General features: G+C 57.3%; 18 protein-coding genes and 2 tRNA genes. 11 read left to right on the top strand and 9 right to left on the bottom strand.

Annotated elements, in window-relative coordinates; all coding sequences use genetic code 11:
- Positions 1–298: 298 nt before the first annotated feature.
- Both G482_RS0116045 and G482_RS0116040 read right to left on the bottom strand, forming a co-directional pair.
- The gene (locus G482_RS0116045) at positions 299–1,213 is read right to left on the bottom strand and encodes a hypothetical protein (RefSeq protein WP_028450877.1); all 915 of its coding nucleotides are present in this window, start codon (positions 1,211–1,213) and stop codon (positions 299–301) included.
- Between the two features lie 66 nt (positions 1,214–1,279).
- Entirely contained in the window at positions 1,280–2,050 is a 771-nt protein-coding gene (locus G482_RS0116040; RefSeq protein WP_028450876.1) for a ParA family protein, read from the bottom strand.
- A 136-nt stretch (positions 2,051–2,186) separates the two neighbouring features.
- Between G482_RS0116040 and G482_RS0116035 the strand changes: the two genes are divergently transcribed.
- From G482_RS0116035 to G482_RS19885, 4 genes are all read left to right on the top strand, one after another.
- The gene (locus tag G482_RS0116035) at positions 2,187–4,478 is read left to right on the top strand and encodes a Tex family protein (RefSeq protein WP_028450875.1); all 2,292 of its coding nucleotides are present in this window, start codon (positions 2,187–2,189) and stop codon (positions 4,476–4,478) included.
- Positions 4,479–4,507: 29 nt separating this feature from the next.
- Positions 4,508–4,900 carry a hypothetical protein gene (locus tag G482_RS0116030; protein WP_028450874.1) on the top strand — a complete coding sequence of 131 codons (393 nt, stop codon included), beginning with the start codon at positions 4,508–4,510 and terminating at the stop codon, positions 4,898–4,900.
- A 77-nt stretch (positions 4,901–4,977) separates the two neighbouring features.
- On the top strand, positions 4,978–5,139 hold the full coding sequence (locus tag G482_RS20405; RefSeq protein ID WP_156905430.1) for a hypothetical protein: 162 nt from the start codon (positions 4,978–4,980) through the stop codon (positions 5,137–5,139).
- A gap of 12 nt (positions 5,140–5,151) precedes the next feature.
- The gene (locus G482_RS19885) at positions 5,152–5,484 is read left to right on the top strand and encodes a 3'-5' exonuclease family protein (protein ID WP_051259115.1); all 333 of its coding nucleotides are present in this window, start codon (positions 5,152–5,154) and stop codon (positions 5,482–5,484) included.
- Here G482_RS19885 and G482_RS19880 read toward each other — a convergent pair.
- Entirely contained in the window at positions 5,453–6,202 is a 750-nt protein-coding gene (locus G482_RS19880) for a substrate-binding periplasmic protein (protein ID WP_051259114.1), read from the bottom strand. The genes G482_RS19885 and G482_RS19880 overlap by 32 nt on opposite strands.
- Positions 6,203–6,432: 230 nt before the next feature.
- Positions 6,433–7,887 carry a protein adenylyltransferase SelO gene (locus G482_RS0116015; RefSeq protein WP_028450873.1) on the bottom strand — a complete coding sequence of 485 codons (1,455 nt, stop codon included), beginning with the start codon at positions 7,885–7,887 and terminating at the stop codon, positions 6,433–6,435.
- 75 nt (positions 7,888–7,962) lie between these two features.
- Between G482_RS0116015 and ybaK the strand changes: the two genes are divergently transcribed.
- Positions 7,963–8,442 (top strand): Cys-tRNA(Pro) deacylase, encoded by a 480-nt coding sequence (gene ybaK, locus G482_RS0116010; protein ID WP_028450872.1) that lies wholly within the window; start codon positions 7,963–7,965, stop codon positions 8,440–8,442.
- Positions 8,443–8,521: 79 nt separating this feature from the next.
- Here ybaK and G482_RS19875 read toward each other — a convergent pair whose 3' ends face one another.
- On the bottom strand, positions 8,522–10,150 hold the full coding sequence (locus tag G482_RS19875) for a response regulator (protein ID WP_051259113.1): 1,629 nt from the start codon (positions 10,148–10,150) through the stop codon (positions 8,522–8,524).
- Positions 10,151–10,222: 72 nt separating this feature from the next.
- On the opposite strand from G482_RS19875, the gene G482_RS0116000 reads away from it, so the two are divergent.
- Positions 10,223–10,597, top strand: a complete 375-nt coding sequence (locus G482_RS0116000) for a hypothetical protein (protein ID WP_156905429.1) — start codon at positions 10,223–10,225, stop codon at positions 10,595–10,597.
- Positions 10,598–10,679: 82 nt separating this feature from the next.
- Here G482_RS0116000 and G482_RS0115995 read toward each other — a convergent pair.
- Both G482_RS0115995 and G482_RS0115990 read right to left on the bottom strand, forming a co-directional pair.
- Positions 10,680–10,766, bottom strand: a tRNA-Leu gene (locus tag G482_RS0115995).
- A gap of 46 nt (positions 10,767–10,812) precedes the next feature.
- Positions 10,813–10,899, bottom strand: a tRNA-Leu gene (locus G482_RS0115990).
- Positions 10,900–11,054: 155 nt separating this feature from the next.
- Between G482_RS0115990 and rnr the strand changes: the two genes are divergently transcribed.
- From rnr to G482_RS0115965, 5 genes are all read left to right on the top strand, one after another.
- Complete coding sequence (gene rnr / locus G482_RS19165) at positions 11,055–13,736, top strand: ribonuclease R (RefSeq protein WP_211227664.1); 2,682 nt, start codon at positions 11,055–11,057, stop codon at positions 13,734–13,736.
- A gap of 201 nt (positions 13,737–13,937) precedes the next feature.
- A complete protein-coding gene (locus G482_RS0115980; protein ID WP_028450870.1) occupies positions 13,938–14,297 on the top strand; it encodes a hypothetical protein in 360 nt (119 codons plus the stop codon).
- A gap of 13 nt (positions 14,298–14,310) precedes the next feature.
- On the top strand, positions 14,311–15,033 hold the full coding sequence (locus tag G482_RS0115975) for an SIMPL domain-containing protein (RefSeq protein ID WP_028450869.1): 723 nt from the start codon (positions 14,311–14,313) through the stop codon (positions 15,031–15,033).
- Between the two features lie 2 nt (positions 15,034–15,035).
- Complete coding sequence (locus tag G482_RS0115970) at positions 15,036–15,500, top strand: hypothetical protein (RefSeq protein WP_028450868.1); 465 nt, start codon at positions 15,036–15,038, stop codon at positions 15,498–15,500.
- A 131-nt stretch (positions 15,501–15,631) separates the two neighbouring features.
- Positions 15,632–16,849: a hypothetical protein gene (locus G482_RS0115965; RefSeq protein ID WP_156905428.1), complete on the top strand. Its 1,218-nt coding sequence runs from the start codon at positions 15,632–15,634 to the stop codon at positions 16,847–16,849.
- 42 nt (positions 16,850–16,891) lie between these two features.
- On the opposite strand, the gene G482_RS0115960 is transcribed toward G482_RS0115965, so the two are convergent.
- Complete coding sequence (locus G482_RS0115960) at positions 16,892–17,278, bottom strand: hypothetical protein (RefSeq protein WP_028450866.1); 387 nt, start codon at positions 17,276–17,278, stop codon at positions 16,892–16,894.
- Positions 17,275–19,005: a DUF2813 domain-containing protein gene (locus G482_RS0115955; RefSeq protein ID WP_028450865.1), complete on the bottom strand. Its 1,731-nt coding sequence runs from the start codon at positions 19,003–19,005 to the stop codon at positions 17,275–17,277. Before G482_RS0115955 ends, G482_RS0115960 begins: the two co-directional genes overlap by 4 nt.
- Positions 19,006–19,102 lie beyond the last annotated feature (97 nt).

The raw sequence follows: 19,102 nt of genomic DNA, 5'->3' as shown, positions 1-19,102 counted from the left end.
CGGCTTCGTTGATTGCTGAGGAAGTCGTACCTCAAACGGGGGCATCCTGGTGTCTTTGGATAATACGGAAGTTTCCTGCCAAAGAGACCGTCTACACAAAATTTAGGACGCCCTCGAGCGTGGAGTTCCGCTTTGGCCGATCAGCTGTCGTTGACAGTAGCATGAAGGTTATAGCTCATTAGCGAAGTAGCCACGAATGACAGACTGGATCGTCATAAGTGTTCAGAAACCGCAGGTGTTAGTTTTAAGCGGAATATGGGCTAGCTCGCGAAATCTGCCCCTACATCGTGCGTCATCATTAAACAGCAGCGTGGCGGCGCTGGTAATCGGCATAAGCGCGGGCCACGCTGGGCGAGGGTTGTGCGGGGTCGCCAAGACCAAATTCCTGCTGCAATTGATGCAGATTTTGCTGCATGTATTCAATCACGCGGCCGAGATTGGCCTGCTGTTTGGCAAAGAAATTATCACGCTCGGTCAGCAAACTGGCGCTGCGACTAAAATGCGCGCCAAACTGATTGATGGCGGCCATGGCCGCTTCTGGCTGACGTTGCCATTGCGCCGCGAGCTGGGCGGGGTCGAGCTTGGCGGTCTGGCTCACCGGGTCGATACTCAAGCCCAATACGGCCATGCCTTGGATGCCTTGCTCGGCGCCATGAAATGGGCTGGCCATACTTTGGGCCAGCTCATAGCGGGCCACTTGCGCGGCTTGGGTGCCTGCCAGCAGCTCAGGGTCTTGCAGATCGGCATTAAAATCAAAACGCCATTGATTGTATTGATCTACCAGCGCCTGCAAAGATTGCTGCACCGTGGCAAGATCTGCCGCTGGGCTGAGGCTAGCGAGGCGATCGGCTGGCTTGGTCAGCTGGCTCACGCCTTCTTGCATGGTGCTCAGGCGGCTGGATTGGGCCGGATATTGCACCGCCAGCTGATTGATGTGGCTCATCATCCGGTACGCGCTTTCCGGGTCGGGTAGGGCCAGATTGCGCCCGGTGGGCGAGAGGCCGGCGATGCTGCTGATTGCAGTGCTGGCAGAGGTATTGCCTGCTGATTGAGTATTAGTAAGGCTGCCAGCCAGATACCCTGCTGCTAGTTGGTTTAGGTCGAAGGCGCTAGCGCCGCTGGCGCGGCTGCCATTCAAGTCACTGAGGGTTTGGGTTTTGAACTGGCTGATCTGCTGCGCCAGCGCGCTAAGCTCATTGGGAATACGGGCCATGGTTCACCTCGGCAATCGAACGCTGTGCTTGATTAAAGCAGAAAACGTACCAGCCCGCCGGTGGGCTTATTCTTCGATGCCGATCAGGTTTTTTTCGATTAATTCATCCAGCAAAAAGCTGAAATCGGTGCTGGCCGAGCTATCGGGGGCGTAGCGGAAGACATCCAGATTGTCGCCCACGGCCGCCATGATGTCGTTGCTTTCGTGAATGATGGTGCGCAAAAGCTCACGCGGGAAATGCTTTTCCAGCTGGGCGCGCACTTTTTCGTGGGTGGGGTTGCCGTCTTGATAGCGATTCACGATATAGCGGCGCTCGCGGCGGCGATCGAATTTTTCCAGCCCAAACAGCGTGCGTTCGAGCATGCAGGCGCCATTGAGCGCCAGAAACTCGGCCGCAACCGGAATCAGAATCAAATCAGCGGCCAGAAGCGCCGAAAACGACAAAATGCCCAGCATCGGGCTGCAATCGATGATGATGGGCGTGCCGCTGCCAGCCAGCATTTCGGCTTCTAGCGCCAGTTTTAGGCGCCAGATATGGTCGCGATGGCGCACCAATTGCGAATCCACCCGCGCTAATTCCAGATGCGATGGGATGAAATGAATACCGGGGCCTGAGGTTTGAATCAGGTCGGTGAGTGGCGAGGTGCCCTGATAAAAGCGGTAGATGCTTTGGCTGGCGCGCGGATTCAGGCCCCAGGTGGCGGTGAGGTGGGCTTGGGGGTCCAGATCAATCACCAGCGGCGCGATGCCATTTTGCGCCAGCGTGGCGGCCAGATTGGCTGAAAGGGTGGTTTTGCCCACGCCGCCTTTCTGATTGAACACTGCGATTACCGTCATTGCCTCACCATCTGCTGTAGCTCGCCGGGCCAGCTACAGTCTGCCAATAGTCATCCTGCGGCCGATGATTATGCCATGACGGCCGCCATCCGACATGGTTACAATGCGCCACTATTTCATTTGTGAGTCATCAAGCATGAGCAGCCTTGCGCACCGTCTGGCCCAGGAATTGAACTGCAAACCCACTCAAATCAGCGCCGCCGTGGCTTTGCTGGATGAGGGCGCCACGGTGCCGTTTATCGCCCGCTATCGCAAAGAGGTGACCGGCGGTCTGGATGATGGCCAACTGCGCTTACTCGCTGAGCGCTTACGCTATCTGCGCGAGCTGGACGAGCGTCGCGCCAGCATCATCGCCACGATCACCGAGCAAGGGCAAATGAGCGCCGCGCTGCGCGCCCAGCTTGATGCCGCGGATAATAAGCAAACGCTGGAAGACCTGTATCTGCCGTATAAGCAAAAGCGCCGCACCAAAGCGCAAATCGCCCGCGAGGCCGGGCTGGCCACACTGGCCGAGCAATTGCTAAAAAGCCCGCAGCAAGATCCGGAAAAACTGGCAGCGGGCTTTGTGTGCGAGGGTTTTGCCGATACCAAAGCGGTGCTCGAAGGCGCCAAAGCCATCTTGCTGGAGAGTTGGGGCGAAGACGCCACGCTGATTGGCCAGCTGCGCAGCCATTTACAAAGTAGCGGTTTAGTCACCAGCAAAGTGGTGAAAGGGCAGGAGCAGGCGGGCGCGAAATTTGCCGATTATTTTGATTTTGCCGAGAAATGGGCGGTGATGCCCTCGCACCGCGTGTTGGCGGTCTTGCGCGGCGCGAATGAAAAAATCCTCAGTATCGGCATTCAATTGCCGGAAGAAATCGAAAACGGCGCGCGCAGCAAAATCTGGAGCAGCGCAGAGCAGCGCATCGCGCGGCATGTGGGCATTAGCGCCCAGTGCGCCGAGCTGTGGCTGGGCGAGGTGGTGCGCGCGGCGTGGCGCACCAAGCTGGGCGTCTCGCTGGAAAACGAGCTGCTCACCGCCGCGCGTGAGCGCGCCGAGTTGGAAGCGATTAAAGTCTTTTCGCGCAATCTGAAAGACCTGCTGCTGGCCGCGCCCGCGGGCCCACGCTGCACGCTGGGGCTGGACCCGGGCCTGCGCACCGGGGTGAAAGTGGCGGTGGTCGATGCCACTGGCAAATTACTGGCCACCGATACTATTTACCCGCACGAGCCGCGCCGCGATTGGGATAAATCGCTGCATACGCTCAAAACGCTGTGTGACAAGCACGGTGTGGAATTGATTGCAATCGGCAATGGCACGGCCAGCCGCGAAACCGAACAACTTGCCACCGACTTAATCGCCCAGATCGACGGCAAAAAACCAGTGAAGGTCGTGGTGTCCGAAGCGGGCGCTTCGGTGTATTCGGCTTCTGAATTGGCCGCCAAAGAGTTTCCGCAGCTCGATGTCTCACTGCGTGGCGCGGTGTCGATTGCCCGCCGCCTGCAAGACCCGCTGGCCGAATTGGTGAAAATCGAGCCCAAGGCCATTGGCGTGGGGCAGTACCAACATGATGTGAATCAGGCGGAGCTGGCGCGCATGCTCGATGCCGTGGTGGAAGACTGCGTGAATGCGGTGGGGGTGGATGTCAATACCGCCTCGGCGGCACTGTTGGCTAGGGTATCTGGCTTGAGCCCAGTATTGGCCAGCAATGTAGTCGCATACCGTGATGAGTATGGTGCCTTCAAAAACCGCAAAGCACTGCTGAAAGTGCCGCGCTTGGGGCCCAAAGCGTTTGAGCAGGCGGCCGGCTTTTTGCGCATTATGCAGGGCGAAAATCCGCTGGATGCCTCGGCCGTGCACCCCGAAGCCTATCCGCTGGTAGAAAAGCTGCTGCAAAAATTGGGGCAAGACCTGCGCAGTACGATGGGCAATCTGGCCGCGCTGCAAGCGGTGGCGCCCGAAAGCCTAACCGATGCGCAGTTTGGCCTGCCAACGGTGAAAGACATTCTGGCTGAACTGGAAAAACCCGGCCGCGACCCGCGCCCCGAATTCAAAACCGCCACCTTTGCGGCAGGCATTGAGAAAATCAGTGATCTGCAAGTGGGCATGGTGCTCGAAGGCGTGGTCAGCAATGTCACCAACTTTGGCGCCTTTGTCGATATTGGCGTGCATCAGGATGGCCTCGTGCATATCTCGATGCTGGCGAACACTTTCGTTAAAGACCCGCACGCAGTGGTGAAAGCGGGGCAGGTGGTGAAAGTGAAAGTGCTTGAGGTCGACGTGCCGCGCAAGCGCATTGCGCTGACAATGCGTCTCAATGATGAGGCGAAACCCGCAGATCGCTCAGCAACCAAGCCACCACGCACTGCAGAACGCCAAACTAGCGCCAAGCCCGCAGCACCTAGTAATTCGGCGATGGCCGATGCGCTGGCCAAGCTAAAACGCTAACAGGCTGTCGAGCAAGCAAAGGATTTCAGATGGAAAAAACTGTCTTAGAGAAAAATAGCCTTTTACTGCGTCTTGCGCCGACATTGTCTATCGTGCTCAATCCTAGCGTGGGCTTTGGCTTGATTGCAGCTTTTCGTTTCACGCAGGCACAAGCAATCTCTGGGGCTGTTTTTCTGTTGTTGGGTGGCTTTTATTTAGCGATCAGTATTGCCGCGCTGGTTTATTTTGGGTTTAGCTGGCTACTGGTCTTTGTACTCAACGCTTTTGGCTCATTATTTGTACGCTTTCAAGTCAATTCAATCATCTTGGGTGAACAGGCATTTACCGAATGGACTTTCGCGCGTCGTTGCGTCGGCGCGGTGTTTGTTGGTGTCTTTGGTTTGTTTTTCTTATTGATCGGTCTGCATCTCTATAAATCCTAATTTGTCCGAGTGCTATGCCAGCGCACTTGCCAAACCAAAATCGCCGCTGCAGCACTGGCGAGTAAATGCTTTAAGGTGTGGCCGCTGATCAGGCTGAGTTGGTGAAACATCTGGTGGTCTTGCAGCTCAGCGATTTTGGCGGGTACATACAACAAAATCGCCGCGCCGAATGTCGGCCATTGCTGCAGGCGGTATTGGCCAGCCGCGAGGTGGTCAAAGTGGGCTTTGGGCTCTCATAGGATAAAGCCGATTTGCGGCGCAATTTCGGGCTGGAGCTCGATGCCGTGCTGGATTTAAATACGATTTTTCGCCGCCAAGGTTACACCAGCACGCTGGGCGTCAAAGGCGCGGTGGCGGTGGTGTTGGGCCAGCGGCTGACCAAATCCAAGCGGGTAACGACCTCGAACTGGGCCAACCCGCGCTTGCAGGATAATCAGCTCTTGTATGCCGCCAACGATGCCTATGCCGCGCTGCAAGTCTGGCAGGCTTTACAGCTGCCACTGGCTAGCGCGCCGATTCATTATCGCGCAGCGCAGGGCGGTGCGGGGCCGGCTAGTGGCGATACAGCTGCATCAGCTGCTTAAGCGTGCCATCTTTGCGCATGGCCTCCAGTGCGGCATTAAGCTGGGCAACGGTGGCCTCATCCATGCCTTGTTTGCTATAGGCAAAATGCGCGTCTTCCACCGCCCAGCTTACTGGCAGCGGCGCAATGTGCTTGAGCTTGAAATCGCGCAAAACTGCCTCGGCTGAAAGCGAAGAAGTAAATACCAGGTCGACCCGATTAAGCGCCAGTTTTTGCAAATTGGCCTGCATGGTGGGCGCCACATCCACCAAAATGCCGGGCGGCTTTTTGGCGAGCCAAGCGTCGATTTCTTTGCCAAAACTATCGCCCCGCGCCACCCCGATGCGCAGCCCGGGATATTGGGTGAGGTCTTTCAGCGCACTCACCTGCCAGCGTTTTTGCCGTTGCATGTTGTACATCAGCTGAATAATCGTGGGGCTATACGGGCCGGAAAAATACGCATACTGCTCGCGCTCCGGGGTTTTGAGCGCTTCCATGGCGATATCGAGCTCGCCACTGGCGAGCTCGGTCAGGGTGCGCACCCACGGACGCTGCAGATACACCAGTTTGCATTGGCTGCGCCGCGCCATTTCGTTCAGGACTTCTACCGCATAGCCGCGCATCTGGCCTTGCTCATCTTGGTAATGAAACGGCTCCCAAGTTTCCCAGCCCACTTTGAGCCCGCTCTGGCAATCACTGGCCGCGACCGGTGCGGCGCTGAGGCTGGCCAGTAGTAGCATGAGCAGGCTCCGCCAGCCCCGCCAATAGTTCAATATTCGGCCCATGATAATGCGCGCCCCTGGCCGCTGCCTCGCTCGATAGTGCAGCTATAGGCCAGCGGCTGTAAGCAAGCAAGCACCCAGCGGCTGCACGGTGCCACCGCTGGACGGCTGGTGCTGCGGCGGTCGGTATGGTGGGGGGGTATGAAGCTGAAGGCCTTTTTAGGTGTGGCCTACAGCCCTATACCTAATCATGACGAGCAGCTGACAGAGAGCTCGCTGGCCCAGCTGGGCGGCAAAGCGGCATAGGCGGCAAATTCGGGCTGCTCGGCGAAGGGCTGACGCAGGCATAGCTCCAGCTGCTGCACTTCGCGGTAATCCCCGCGCTGCGCGGCCTGAATCGCCAGCTCGGCCAGATGATTGCGCAAAATGTATTTCGGATTGGTGGCTAGCATTTGCGCGCTGCGGCTGGCGGCATCCACGCCATCTTGCAGTCGAGCCGCGTAGCGCGCCAGCCAGTCGTCAAATTGCGTGCGGGCGAGGAATAAATCGCGCAGCTCGGCGCTATTTTGCTGCACGGGCCAATGCGAGAGCGTGCGCCAGAAAATCGTCCAGTCGGTGTGCGTGGCCTGCATCAGCTCGAATAGATCGGTCACCAGCGTCCAATCTTCATCCTGCCATTGGCTAAAGCCCAGTTTGCGCTGCAGCAGCGCGGCAAACGCCGCTTCAAATTGCGGCTGATAGTCGCTCAAGGCTGCTAGTAAATCCTCGCGCTCGATCAGCGGCAGCAGCGCTTGGGCGAGGCAATGCAGATTCCAGAGACCAATTTGCGGCTGCTGATTGTAGGCATAGCGGCCGCTGTCATCGGAATGATTGCAGATATGGCCGGCATCAAAGCCATCCAGAAAGCCATACGGGCCGTAATCCAGAGTGAGGCCCAGAATCGACATATTGTCGCTATTCATCACCCCGTGGCAAAAACCCACCGCCTGCCAGTGCGCAATCAGCGTGGCGGTGCGGCTAATCACCGCCTGCAGTAGCGCCAGATAGGGCTGCTCGGCGGCTTGGCAGGCTGGATAATGATGGCGGATCACCCAGTCGGCCAGCTCGCGAATGCGCTCGGGCTCGCCTTGGTAAAAGTAGTATTCAAAATGCCCGAAACGCACAAAGCTGGGCGCCAGCCGGCTGACCACGGCCGCGGTTTCGGCGGTTTCGCGCCACACCCGCTGGGGCGAGGCGGCCAGCGCCAAGGCGCGGGTTGTGGGTATACCCAGGTGGTGTAATGCCTCGGAGGCCAAGTATTCGCGGATGCTAGAGCGCAATACTGCCCGGCCATCACCGCGGCGCGAATAGGGCGTGGGGCCTGCGCCTTTGAGCTGCCATTCCCAAATCTTCCCATCGGGCGCGGCAAATTCGGCGATCAGCAGCGCGCGGCCATCCCCCAGCTGCGGCACATTCACGCCAAACTGATGGCCTGAATACACGCTCGCCACCGGCTGGCTGCCTTGCGGGATGCGGTTGCCCAGCAGATAATCGGCCAGATCTGGCGTAGCCGCCAAATCCAGCCCCAGCGCTTGCGCCAGCGGCTGATTCAGCGCCACCACCTCGGCGCCCGGCATGGGCGTGGGCACCGTCGGAGTGTAAAAACGTGGCGACAGCGTGGTAAAGCGCGGCTGCAAGGGCAAGGCGTGAAGCGGATGCGTCATTGCGAATAGTTGAGTTATTTAATCGGGTATTGCCTATTGTACGGGCCAGACCCGGGTTTGTCATGGGGAAAGAAGATGAGCGAAAAAGCGCCGGTGACGCAGGCGATTCGCTGTTTGCGCCAGCAGAAAGTGCCATTTGGCGAGCATTTATACGCCTACGAAGAAAAGGGCGGTACGGCCGTTTCGGCTCGCGAGCTGGGTGTGGATGAGCATTGCGTGATCAAAACTCTGATCATGGAAGACGAGAAAAAGCAGCCGCTGGTGGTGTTAATGCATGGTGATAAAGAGGTCAGCACCAAAAATCTGGCCCGGCTGATTGGCTGCAAAACCATCGCCCCGTGTGCGCCCGAGGTGGCCAATAAACACAGCGGCTATCTGGTGGGCGGTACTTCGCCGCTGGGCACCAAGAAAACCATGCCGGTGTATGTGCAGCAAAGCATTCTGGATTTGCCGCTGATTTATCTAAATGGCGGCAAGCGTGGGTTTTTGGTGAGTTTGGCGCCGCAAGCGCTGGCCAGCTTGCTGCCGGTGCAGCTGGTGGATGTGATGGCTTAAATGGATGGGTTGGGGTATTGCTAGCTGGGCATTGAATTAATTGGCTTGGCCGGATATACCTGCCAATGTATGCCGCTGGCTAGGTAATGCCGCCATTCAGGCCGGTTAAATCTTGCTTGAGATTGATCAGCGTGCCCGAATCAATCATGCCTTCCAGCCGGTCGACAAACTGGCTGGCTTGTTTCAAGAGATTGCTGCGCTCGCGCGGCTCGGGCGTGGCTTCGGAGCGCAGGTATTTGATGATGGCGTGGGTGGAGGAGAGTAGCAGCCGCTGATTGCAGGTGCTCTGCGCCAGCGGGATGAGCCGCTCTAGCGCCAGCGTGTATTCATTTTTCAGCATCAGCTGCACAGCTTCGTTGTTCAGCTCGGTAACTTCGCTGCCGCTGTGCTGGATAAAATGCTGCCACACTGGCCGCATATTGGCCGCGCTTTCCAGCATGCCGGAAATATGCCGGGTGGTCACAAAGCGCCGCGCCAGCGCGTACAGCCATTTATACGGCGGCGCATGATGGTCGGGCTGCTCGCCTTCCAGCGTGGGTGGGCAAATCAGGTCGGCGGTCATGATAAAGGCCATGCCGATTTCAAGCGTGAATTCGCTATTGCTCAGATACGCCGCTGCGTTTTCCAGCTGCTGCGGCTGGCCTTCGTACACGGCGCTGGCCAGAATATCGATCACCCGATTGCCGAGCGAATCATCGCGTTTGGCAATTTCACGCACCATGCGCAGGTATTTGTCGGCGTCCGAGCCATTGTTTTCGCGCCGTGCCGCCAAGGCTAATTGCAAAACGGTTTCGCTATTGAGTACCGCCGAATTGCCGCCGCAAGTGACCGCGCGTTCCAAAAACTGCTTGGCCCGGCCGGCATCGCCGAGCATATTGGCCAGATTGCCGGCTTTTTGCAGTCGGCCGACATTATTTGGCGTCATGGCCAGGCATTTTTCAAACACCGCCATCGCTTCATTGAGCCGCCCCTCGGCCATATACATCGAGGCAAGTTCCTCGTAGGCGTCGACATACTGCGCGTGTTCCACAATCGCCGCCTGGATCATGCTTTCAGATTGGGTTTTCTTGCCTTGCCGCGCCAACGTGCGCGCTAGCCCCAGCTTGGCCCACGGCACAATGCGCTGGTTGAGGATCTCTTCATACAGGCGCGCCGCTTCATCCAAGCGACCAGCTTCCAGTAGCAATGAGGACAGCAGACGCATCAGGTCGCTACTAAAACCCGCGGCCTTGGGCACCAAGGCTTTGGCTTCGTTAATCGCGCCCATGGTGTCGCCGATGTTGATTTTGTCGTACACGGGTTTGAGAAAGCGCTTGCGCTGCCAGGCTTTGGAGAGTCGCTGGGTGAGATCGCGGCTGGTAAAGGGCTTGATCAGATAATCATCAGGGCCAATTTCAGCCACCGCCACCACTTTTTCGTATGAGGCCTCGGCGGTGATCATGATCCAGATCGTATACAGCGGCAGCTCGCTACTGTGGCGCAATTCCTCCAGTAGCTCTTGCCCATTCATGCCTTCGCCAAAGTGGTAGTCGCACAGCACCGCGTCATACTGGCCGTTGCGTAGCCGGCGACGGGTTTCGCCAATGCTGCTGGCCGTATCAACCCGGTTGATGCCGGATTGAGCCAGCGTCATGCGTACCGATTGCCGCACCGTTGGGGCGTCATCAGCAACGAGGACATGGGCCTGAGCAATTTCTTCAGCGGACATAGGCCTGTACAGAGTAAGGTTTCTATTACTATCGGCCAAAATAGCCGAAGCTCAAAGTGCGGGATCGACCGGATGGTAAAAACGTACAATCCCCGCGCAGGGTGTATGCTGGCGTATTCGTGTGATCAGCGCCTTGAGCCAAATGCCAGCATGAGCCAAAAACCGACTTTTCCTGCCTTGATCATGCTGTTGCTCGCGGCAACGGCGTTGGTTTTTTATTGGGATGCTTGGTCTGCCTGGCAAAGTAATTCGATGGTGGGGCGCTGCAGCAGTTTGCATCCGGGCGTCGTGTGTACGCAGGCGGCCGCCGTTGGGGTATGGCTGTTTGCGGGCGGTTCCCCGGCGCAGGGCTATGCCGTGCTCTTGGCGGGCTTGGCCAGCGGCTTACTGGGGTTAGTGATCTTGCTCTGGCGGCTAGGGGCGCACCGGCAGGGCCGTTCGCAGTAATGAGTTACAAAGTGGGAATGCGCTTTACTAGCCAGAAAAGAAAAAAGCCCCAATCTTGCGATTGAGGCTTTCTTCAAGAATTTGGTGCCCAAGAGAAGACTCGAACTTCCACACCCTTGCGGGCGCTAGGACCTGAACCTAGTGCGTCTACCAATTCCGCCACCTGGGCAAACTCAACCAGCTTACGCTGGGTTTCTCTGTCGCGTGTATCGGAATGGTGCCCAAGAGAAGACTCGAACTTCCACACCCTTGCGGGCGCTAGGACCTGAACCTAGTGCGTCTACCAATTCCGCCACCTGGGCGCTTCAATCAGCAGCTTCGTTAACGTTTGTTTTCGTTGCTGCAGCAGAGAGGGGCGTATAATATGAAGCCCACGACAACCTGTCAATCACTTTTTGAGAAAAAAATTCGCCTAATGGATAGTAAAAAACCGAGTAAAAGCAAAACCCATCCAAAAATGAATGGCTTACGAGCCAGCGATCCTTTTTTGGCGCGAGAAAAAACGCGCTATGAATTTCCCCTACCTTCCCGTGAATTCCTGCTGCAATTATTAACCGAGCGCGGAGCGCCGATGTACGCCGATGAATTGGCGGCCCAGCTGGGAATTCTGGAAGACGAACAATACGCATTCGAACGCCGTTTGCAGGCCATGGCCCGCGAGGGGCAACTCTTGGTTAACCGCAAGGGCGCCTTGTGCCTACCAGAAAAACTCGACCTGATTGCCGGTAAGGTGCAGGGCCATCCGGATGGCTTTGGTTTCCTGCTGCGCGATGATGGTGGCGATGATCTGTTTCTGGGCCCGAAAGAAATGGACAAAGTGCTGCACGGTGATCGTGTGCTGGTCCGCCCGATTGGCGTTGACCGGCGTGGTCGCCCTGAGGGCAGTATTGCCGAAGTACTCGAACACGTGAATCAGCGGTTAGTCGGCCGCTTGCATAATGAGCGTGGCGTGTTTTTTGTCACCGCTGAAGACAAGCGTATTAGCCGCGATATTTTGCTGGAAGCCAAAAACACCGGTGGCGCCCAAGCCGGGCAAGTGGTGATGGTCGATTTGCTAACCCAGCCATCGCGCTATTCGCAGCCGGTGGGCAAAGTGGTGGAAGTGCTGGGCAATTATGACGACCCGGGCATGGAAATCGAAATCGCGTTGCGCAAACACAATTTGCCACACGTGTTCTCGCCCGAAGCCGAAGCGCAAGCGGCCAAAACACCGCTAAAAGTGAAAAAGAAAGACTGGAAGCCCGAGCAGGGCGTAGAGCGCGTGGATTTGCGCGAGCTACCGCTGGTGACCATCGATGGTGAAACCGCCAAAGACTTTGATGATGCCGTGTTTGCCGAGAAAAAAGGCAAAGGCTGGCGGCTGGTGGTGGCGATCGCCGATGTGAGCCATTATGTGCGCCCGGGCGATGCGCTGGATCTCACCGCGATTGAGCGCGGTAATTCGGTGTATTTCCCCCGTCGGGTGATCCCGATGCTGCCCGAAGCCTTGTCCAACGGCATCTGCTCGCTCAATCCGGATGTTGAGCGGCTGTGTATGGTCTGCGATATGCGGGTGAACGCGACTGGCGAAATTAAAAAATACGAGTTTTATCCGGCCGTGATGTTGTCCAAAGCGCGCCTTACCTATACCCGGGTATGGGATATGCTGGAAAACCCCAAAGGGGAAGACGCGCGGGCCAATACCCACCTGTTGCCTCATCTGAAAACGCTGTATTCGCTGTTTAAAGTGTTTCAGGCGGCGCGCCAGGTGCGTGGCGCCATTGATTTTGAAACCCAGGAAACCGAAATGCGTTTCGATGAGCTGGGCAAAATCAAAGCTATCGTGCCGGTGGTGCGCAACGATGCGCACAAACTGATCGAAGAATGCATGCTGGCGGCCAATGTCTGCGCTGCCGATTATTTGCTGAAAAACGAACATCCGTGCCTGTATCGCGTGCACGAAGGCCCAACGCCGGAAAAACTGCGCAATCTGCGCGAATATCTGCGCACGATGGGCCTTAGCCTGGGTGGCGGTGATGAGCCAGGGGCGCAGGATTATGCGCAAGTGCTTAATGCGATTAAAGAGCGCGAAGACGCGCCTTTGTTGCAGACCATGTTGTTACGCAGCTTGCAACAGGCGGTGTATTCGCCGGATAACGCCGGCCATTTTGGCTTGAGCTACGAAGCCTATACGCACTTCACGTCGCCAATTCGCCGTTACCCCGATTTGCTGGTGCATCGCGCCATCAAAGCGATTTTGGCGAAAAAGAAATACAAACCGGCTAGCAAGTGGGAGCAGCTGGGCGCGCAATGCTCGATGACCGAGCGCCGCGCCGATGAAGCCAGCCGCGATGTCCAAAACTGGCTGAAGTGCTATTACATGCAAGACAAGATCGGCGCCGAATTTATGGGCTCGGTGTCGGCAGTGACCAGTTTTGGCATGTTTGTTTTGCTGGATGAGCTGTATGTAGAAGGGCTGGTGCATGTGTCTGAGCTGGGGGTGGATTATTTCCACTTTGATGAGCAGCGCAAAGAGCTGAAAGGCGAGCGCAGCGGGCAGTTGTTCCGGATGACGGATCGGGTGAAAGTGCGCGTGGTGCGGGTTGATCTGGAAACCAGCAAAATTGATTTTGCGCTGGTCGATGATGAAGGCCGCTTGGTCGGTAGTGGCGGCAATAAAGCCGGCAAAACGGCTAAAACCGGCACTAGCTCGGGCAACACCACGCCCAAGGCTGCAGGCTCTGCCGCTGTTAGCAGCAAATCGGGAGCCAAGGCCAGCGGCCGTCGCCGTGCTGAGGCAAGCTCGGTTGAAGTAGCCCCCGCCGAAGTAGCGCCGCTTGAATCCACTCGTCGCACAAAAAAAGCGGCAGCCCCCAGTGCCGCCCGCACGCGGGCCTCGGTCACCGAAAGCCGTCTGAGCGGCGTGAGCGCCAAGCCGTTTTTTGATGATGCCGAAGCAGCTGCTTGGCAAAGTGATGAGCCGCCAGCGCGTAATCCCTACGCACCACGGAGTGGGCGTGGCCGCAGCAGCGCCGCTGCGCCTGCCGCACCCGCCACGAAGCGCAAAAAGCCGGGCACGGCGACCCAACGTCGCCGCGCCGCCGCCGAGCAGGCCGCGCAGGGTGTACCTGCCGCGCCAAAACGTCGCCGCCGGCGCTAAGCCGCGGTAGGCAAAGGAAAGGGGGGCACACTGCAGAGCGGTGGCGCCCCATTCAGCCGGCAAGCAACGTGAAAATTCAGCGTTGGTTCAGCCGGACTAATGTGCAATAGTTCAAGACATTAGCCAATTGGCCTGGGCCGGCGGTTTGAGATTTACCGCTTTGCCCCGACCTGTTGGTCATGCTCTTTTTTAGGAAATACCATGTTTATCGTTGATCGTTCGGCGGCCATTATCCGCCCCAAACAAGCGTTTTTAGATTGGCTCAATGCTTTGCCCGGCAATGATGTGGTGCTCACACTGGAAGAAATCCGTTCAGACTGTACGGTAATTCTGGTGCCGGAAGCGGAAGAGCCGGAAGACGCCATCGCCTTTATTGATGACATTGCCGATCAGCTGTTTGCGCAAGAGCTGGCCAGCTGGGTGCAGGACGAAAGCCTGTGGCCGGCCAAGCGCAATCTGAAGCTGTTTTGGGATTGGTTCGATGTGGAAATCCACTTGGGCGTGATGGATGCGGTGGCCGAAGAAATTCACAATACGCCGACCGATCACAACTACCACTAAAAGGATACCCTGTATGCGTATGTCGCTGATTGCAAGTTCAATCGCAGTATTGCTGGCAATACCCCTGGTTGCGAATGCCGCCGATGAGTCACGCTTTAATGTGGTGAATCTGGAAGCTTCGGCCAGCCAGCAAGTGAGCAATGATCTGGCCCACGCGGTGCTGTTTGTGGAACTCAGCGACAATGATCCGAGCAAGCTGGCGGATAAAATCAACCAGACCATCCTCGCTGCGCAAAAAACCCTCAAGCAATATCCAAGCGTGCAATCGGCGGGCACGGGCTATAGCAGCTATCCGCTGTATAACAGCAAAAACCAGCCGCAAGGCTGGCGCAGCCGCGGTGAGCTGCGGATCAATTCCAAAGACTTTACCGCGCTATCCCAGCTGATTGCCGCGCTGCAAAAACCGCAAAGCACCGGTATTGCGCTGCAACTGGCGGATATCCGCTACGAAGTGTCTGAGCAAAGCCGCAAGCAGGTGGAAGACCAGCTGATTGGCGAGGGCTTAAAGGCATTTCGCGAGCGGGCGAGCCTGATTCAGCGCGGGATGAGTGGCAGTGGCTGGAAAGCGATCAATCTGAATGTTCAGACGCAAACCAATAGCCCGCCGCCACGGCCAATGTACCGCATGGCGCCTGCGATGATGGAAGCTGCCGCGGCCCCAGCGCCGGCCCCGGTTGATGCAGGTGAAAGCCGGCTGTTTGTGACGGTGAACGGCAGCATTCAGATCGGCGACTAAACATGTTGCCGCTGCCTTTGCAGATTAACCCCGTATCCCGCTGGGAGCGGGGTTTTTTATGCCTGCAATTTGGCTTGGCCTTGCTGGCGGTGGGCTTGCTTGTGCCGCAGCACTGGGCTTTTGCCTTGCTCGGCTTGCCGGTAGTGGGCGCTTGGCGCTGGTATTGGCGCCGCCCTTGGCAGGTGGATGCAGTCGTTGAAGTACGCGCCTTAGCTGACGGATTATTTGAGATCAGCTATCGCGACGGGCGGCAAGTGGTGCGGGCGCTACAGCAGCATTGGAGCGCTGGCGGGGTATTGCTGTTGGTGTGGCAGGCGGAAAAACGCTGGCAGCGCACCGCTACTTTAATCATCTGGCCCGATAGCGCGGCACCGACGGCCTTGCACGAATGGCGGATTTACTTGCGTTGGCAGCATGCTGTGGCGGCTTTGCCGCAGTTGCCGCTCGATCAAGATAGCAAGACTTGAATTTGGCTTTTTTTGCGCTAGAAGTAGTTTTTTTCTTTTTAAGATCAAGTAGATATTTTTAATTTCATATTTGTGCTGCTCTGCATCACTGACTAGGCTGTTTAGGAAGATGACAGCCATAGGAGGGGGCGATGCGGACATGGACAATGTTGGCCTGCGGAATGGGCCTAGCTTCTACTTTATCCGTTGCAGGTGTATTTGATATTACAGCGACGATTCATGGTAAATCGAGTTCAATCAGCCTCGATTCGGCCGATGATTCGATCAATATTCTAGAAACGCCATCGATCCGTTCGTTTTTTGCCGGTTATCAGGGTACGGAAGTGGTGTCGGCCGAGATTAATTTTCGCGGCGTGCCGATCAAGATGGCCTACCCAACTGCCAATAGCACCAAGCTGGTGCTGGAAGTGCCCAGCATTAATCTCAATCAGAGCTTTATCGGCGCGACGCGGGATGAAAGCGAAAAAATGATGGGCGACTTCATCAAAAAGAACCCGCAATTTCTCGAAGCTTTTTTAAAAACCAGCGTCAAGCTCTCGCCAGTTGATCCGGTTGCCGGCAATCCCAATAGCTTGATGAGCCGGGCGGTAACACAAGACAGTCAGGCCATGTGGCTGGGCTCGGGCGCGCGCAGTGGGGGCAGTGGCAGCAGCAATACCTTTGGCCTGGGCGTGGTGTACGGGCATTTTGTTAGTGATGCGGTGGGTGCAGCCAAAAGCATGAGTAGTGATGGTTTTACCCTGCCGCTGACTTACTCGCGGCAATTTGATGAGGCAAATCATGAGCTGTTGGTGAATATCCCCTTGGGCTACACCACGGTGGATGGCTCGACAGCCTATGATGCTAGCCTGAGTGCCGTGTACCGCTATCCGGTGCAGCCCAACTGGGTGGTGGCGGTGTCTGGCGGGGCGCGGATCACCGGCTCTAAAGATCTGGCCGGTGGCGGCTGGATGACTTCGCTGGGTTTAAGCTCGAATTACACCTGGCAAGGCGAGGGCTGGTCGCTCTCGCTGGGCAATATGGTGGGCTACTATAAAGTGATGCGGGTGAAGTACGACAACACCACCATTAGCCCTGATGTGGCCAATACCGTGTTTCGCAATGGCCTGTTGTTCTCGTGGGATACTCCTTGGTCCTTGCTGGATACGCCGCTCACTATCGAAGCGTTCGTGATCGATACTCGCTACACCGGCACCGAGCTCTTTAGTAATTATCAGGATGAAATCGGCATTACCTTTGGCACCAAGCGCAGCCTCAGTGCGCGTGAGGCCGATTTGCGCGCGGGATTTAGCTACATCACTGGCGAGCATCTGAATGGCTTTAAAGCCAACTTTGGGGCCTGGTTTTAATGGCGCTAAGCCGCAGCACACCGCCGCCGCTGCGGCGGTTTTTTATTGCCCCACCGTGCGCCCATATTGCCGCGCGAGTTCAGCAAAAATTGGCAGGCTAAGGCAGACCCAGCCAAATAATGTGAGCCACAGCCACACGTGGCGGCGTTGCCAGCTCCACAACAGCGCCAAGCTAACTAAGGCAGCAGCAGCCAGTGGGATGAGCTGCAGCAATAGCGAAGCCAATGTAAACCAGCCGGGTAGGCCCGGCCTCATATGGCCGACCCCGATTACAAACAGCAAGAAAAAATGCACCAGATAGCTCACGCCCAGCCCCAGCAGGGTGAAGAGCCATTGCCAGTGGCTGGGCAGTACCACTTGGCGTTGCCAGTGTGAACGCGGCGGGGCTATTGGGCTGTGGTCTTGCTTAATGGATTGGCTCCGCTTCACACTTCGCTCTCGGGTAGGCTGCTGGCCAGTGCTTGCAGGGTGGTAAACATCGTTTGTAATTGCGGCGGAATGCTCTCGCGCCCCTTGAGCTCGGCAGCTTCAGCGATTTCCAGCGCCATGCCGGGTTTACTGTGATAGCGCAGCGCCCGGCTGATGATGTCTTCGTCACTCATGGGTTGCTGCGCCTGTAGCGCGAGGGCGGCCGCGTGTTGTGGCGACAAGGGTTCACGTAGCGGCTGACCCGCGGCGCGGTAAATGTCGGCAAAGCCGTGTTCCCAGAAAAAATGCTCGATATCACGGCTGGGCAAGAGGGTGATGTGCTGGCCTTCTTCGCGGCCGCGCAAGAGCTTTTGCGCCCGCTGCCAGTATTTCAGCCCCGCATCATCGCCATCACACAGTACGTGCCAGTGTATGCCCAGCTGATCGGCAAACTTGATTAGTGGCGCCAGCCCCGCTTGGGCAAATTCCACGCAGCGGATGCCTTCCAGCGGGAAATTCACCCCGCAAATGCGGGCTAATTCGGGGATTAGCCAGAATTCGGTTTCGCCCTCCACCAGTAGCCACACGCGGGCAAACATGCTGCTGCTGCGATTGCTGCGAATATGAAACGCCACTTTGCGCGCATCGGCCATCGACAGCGCGGCGTCCCCCAGCTGATACACATGCACCGAATGGGCTTTGCGCACTAGCCGCCTGAGTGCTTGCTGCGGAAAGCTGGCCAGTAAGTCGCCATGATTGGTGGTGATGATTTTTTGCAGCGGCAGCTGCTCGATCAGCCCCCATAGCAAACCCAGCTGAATCGGGTGTAAATGCGTTTCCGGGTCTTCCATCACCATAATGGGTTGGGCTTCGTGGCTAAGGGCATCTTCGCCACGCGCATGCAGCAGCGCACCGATCAGCATCAGCAGCGCCATGCGGCGCAGATTCGAGCCCGAGCGCTGGGCGATTTCCAGCAGATTATCTTCATCGCGAAAATTGAGCGGGGCGTTGGCAATTTGCTCGGCTAGGCGCTGATTGGGGTTGCTCTCGCGCGCGAGCAGATTGGTGTTTTCGCTCAGCAGCTGCTGCATGGCGGCCAGCCCCTGGCGTAATTCCTGCGGATGCAGCTGATGCGGCAGCGTCAGTATCCGCTCGAAGACCTGCCGCACTGCGTCGCTCGCTGGGAGGGTGAGCTGGCTGTCTTGCGGCCGGCTGGCCAGCCGCGGGTGTTCCAGCCAGTCGGTGAGCTGCATATCGCGAAAGCGCAACACCGGGTGCAGGCGGATCAGGGTATCGGCCAGCTGGTCGGTCGCTGGGTGCTCGATTTCGCTACCATCAGGGTGAATAAAACTGCGCCGCGCACGGATTTCATGATGGCCAAAGCGCTCGGCGCTAAAGCGCAGCGCCAACATCGGCTCGTGCGCATCTTCACTGCCATCTTCAGGGTTGCGCCAGCTATGCCAGCACAGTGGCGCAAATTCATCCCCGGGGGTATTGCCCTGAAAGTACAGTGTGATATTGAGTCGCCGGGCAATACTGGCCCGGGTATTGTGCACACGATGAAAATCTTCGTGGCTAAACAGGGTATCCACCGGTTGTGGCGCGGTCAGACAGCGGCACAGCGCCACAATCAGGCTGGTTTTGCCCCAGTTGTTTTCGCCAAAGAGCGCGGTGGCAGCGGCATCCAGATGCAGATCAATCTGGCTAATGCCGCGAAAATTGGTCACTTGCAGTCGGGTCAGTTGCATGATGTGCACAGGCCAACAAGATGGCTCAGTCTAACAAATCTACCCGTGCTTGCGCAGCTTGCGACACCGAGATGGCGCTGCTGTTGTCAGAATGAAG

Source organism: Chitinibacter tainanensis DSM 15459 (genome assembly GCF_000429785.1).
Lineage (GTDB): Bacteria > Pseudomonadota > Gammaproteobacteria > Burkholderiales > Chitinibacteraceae > Chitinibacter > Chitinibacter tainanensis.
The sequence above is the reverse complement of the archived record's forward strand: the minus strand, read 5'-3'. Positions and strand labels throughout refer to the sequence as shown.

Bases quoted from the DNA above. Each gene is read 5' to 3' on its own strand.
- G482_RS0116045 (WP_028450877.1), bottom strand. From the start codon at position 1,213: ATGGCCCGTATTCCCAATGAGCTTAGCGCGCTGGCGCAGCAGATCAGC.
- G482_RS0116040 (WP_028450876.1), bottom strand. From the start codon at position 2,050: ATGACGGTAATCGCAGTGTTCAATCAGAAAGGCGGCGTGGGCAAAACC.
- G482_RS0116035 (WP_028450875.1), top strand. From the start codon at position 2,187: ATGAGCAGCCTTGCGCACCGTCTGGCCCAGGAATTGAACTGCAAACCC.
- G482_RS0116030 (WP_028450874.1), top strand. From the start codon at position 4,508: ATGGAAAAAACTGTCTTAGAGAAAAATAGCCTTTTACTGCGTCTTGCG.
- G482_RS19880 (WP_051259114.1), bottom strand. From the start codon at position 6,202: ATGCTACTACTGGCCAGCCTCAGCGCCGCACCGGTCGCGGCCAGTGAT.
- G482_RS0116015 (WP_028450873.1), bottom strand. From the start codon at position 7,887: ATGACGCATCCGCTTCACGCCTTGCCCTTGCAGCCGCGCTTTACCACG.
- ybaK (WP_028450872.1), top strand. From the start codon at position 7,963: ATGAGCGAAAAAGCGCCGGTGACGCAGGCGATTCGCTGTTTGCGCCAG.
- G482_RS19875 (WP_051259113.1), bottom strand. From the start codon at position 10,150: ATGTCCGCTGAAGAAATTGCTCAGGCCCATGTCCTCGTTGCTGATGAC.
- G482_RS0116000 (WP_156905429.1), top strand. From the start codon at position 10,223: ATGGTAAAAACGTACAATCCCCGCGCAGGGTGTATGCTGGCGTATTCG.
- rnr (WP_211227664.1), top strand. From the start codon at position 11,055: ATGAATGGCTTACGAGCCAGCGATCCTTTTTTGGCGCGAGAAAAAACG.
- G482_RS0115980 (WP_028450870.1), top strand. From the start codon at position 13,938: ATGTTTATCGTTGATCGTTCGGCGGCCATTATCCGCCCCAAACAAGCG.
- G482_RS0115975 (WP_028450869.1), top strand. From the start codon at position 14,311: ATGCGTATGTCGCTGATTGCAAGTTCAATCGCAGTATTGCTGGCAATA.
- G482_RS0115970 (WP_028450868.1), top strand. From the start codon at position 15,036: ATGTTGCCGCTGCCTTTGCAGATTAACCCCGTATCCCGCTGGGAGCGG.
- G482_RS0115965 (WP_156905428.1), top strand. From the start codon at position 15,632: ATGCGGACATGGACAATGTTGGCCTGCGGAATGGGCCTAGCTTCTACT.
- G482_RS0115955 (WP_028450865.1), bottom strand. From the start codon at position 19,005: ATGCAACTGACCCGACTGCAAGTGACCAATTTTCGCGGCATTAGCCAG.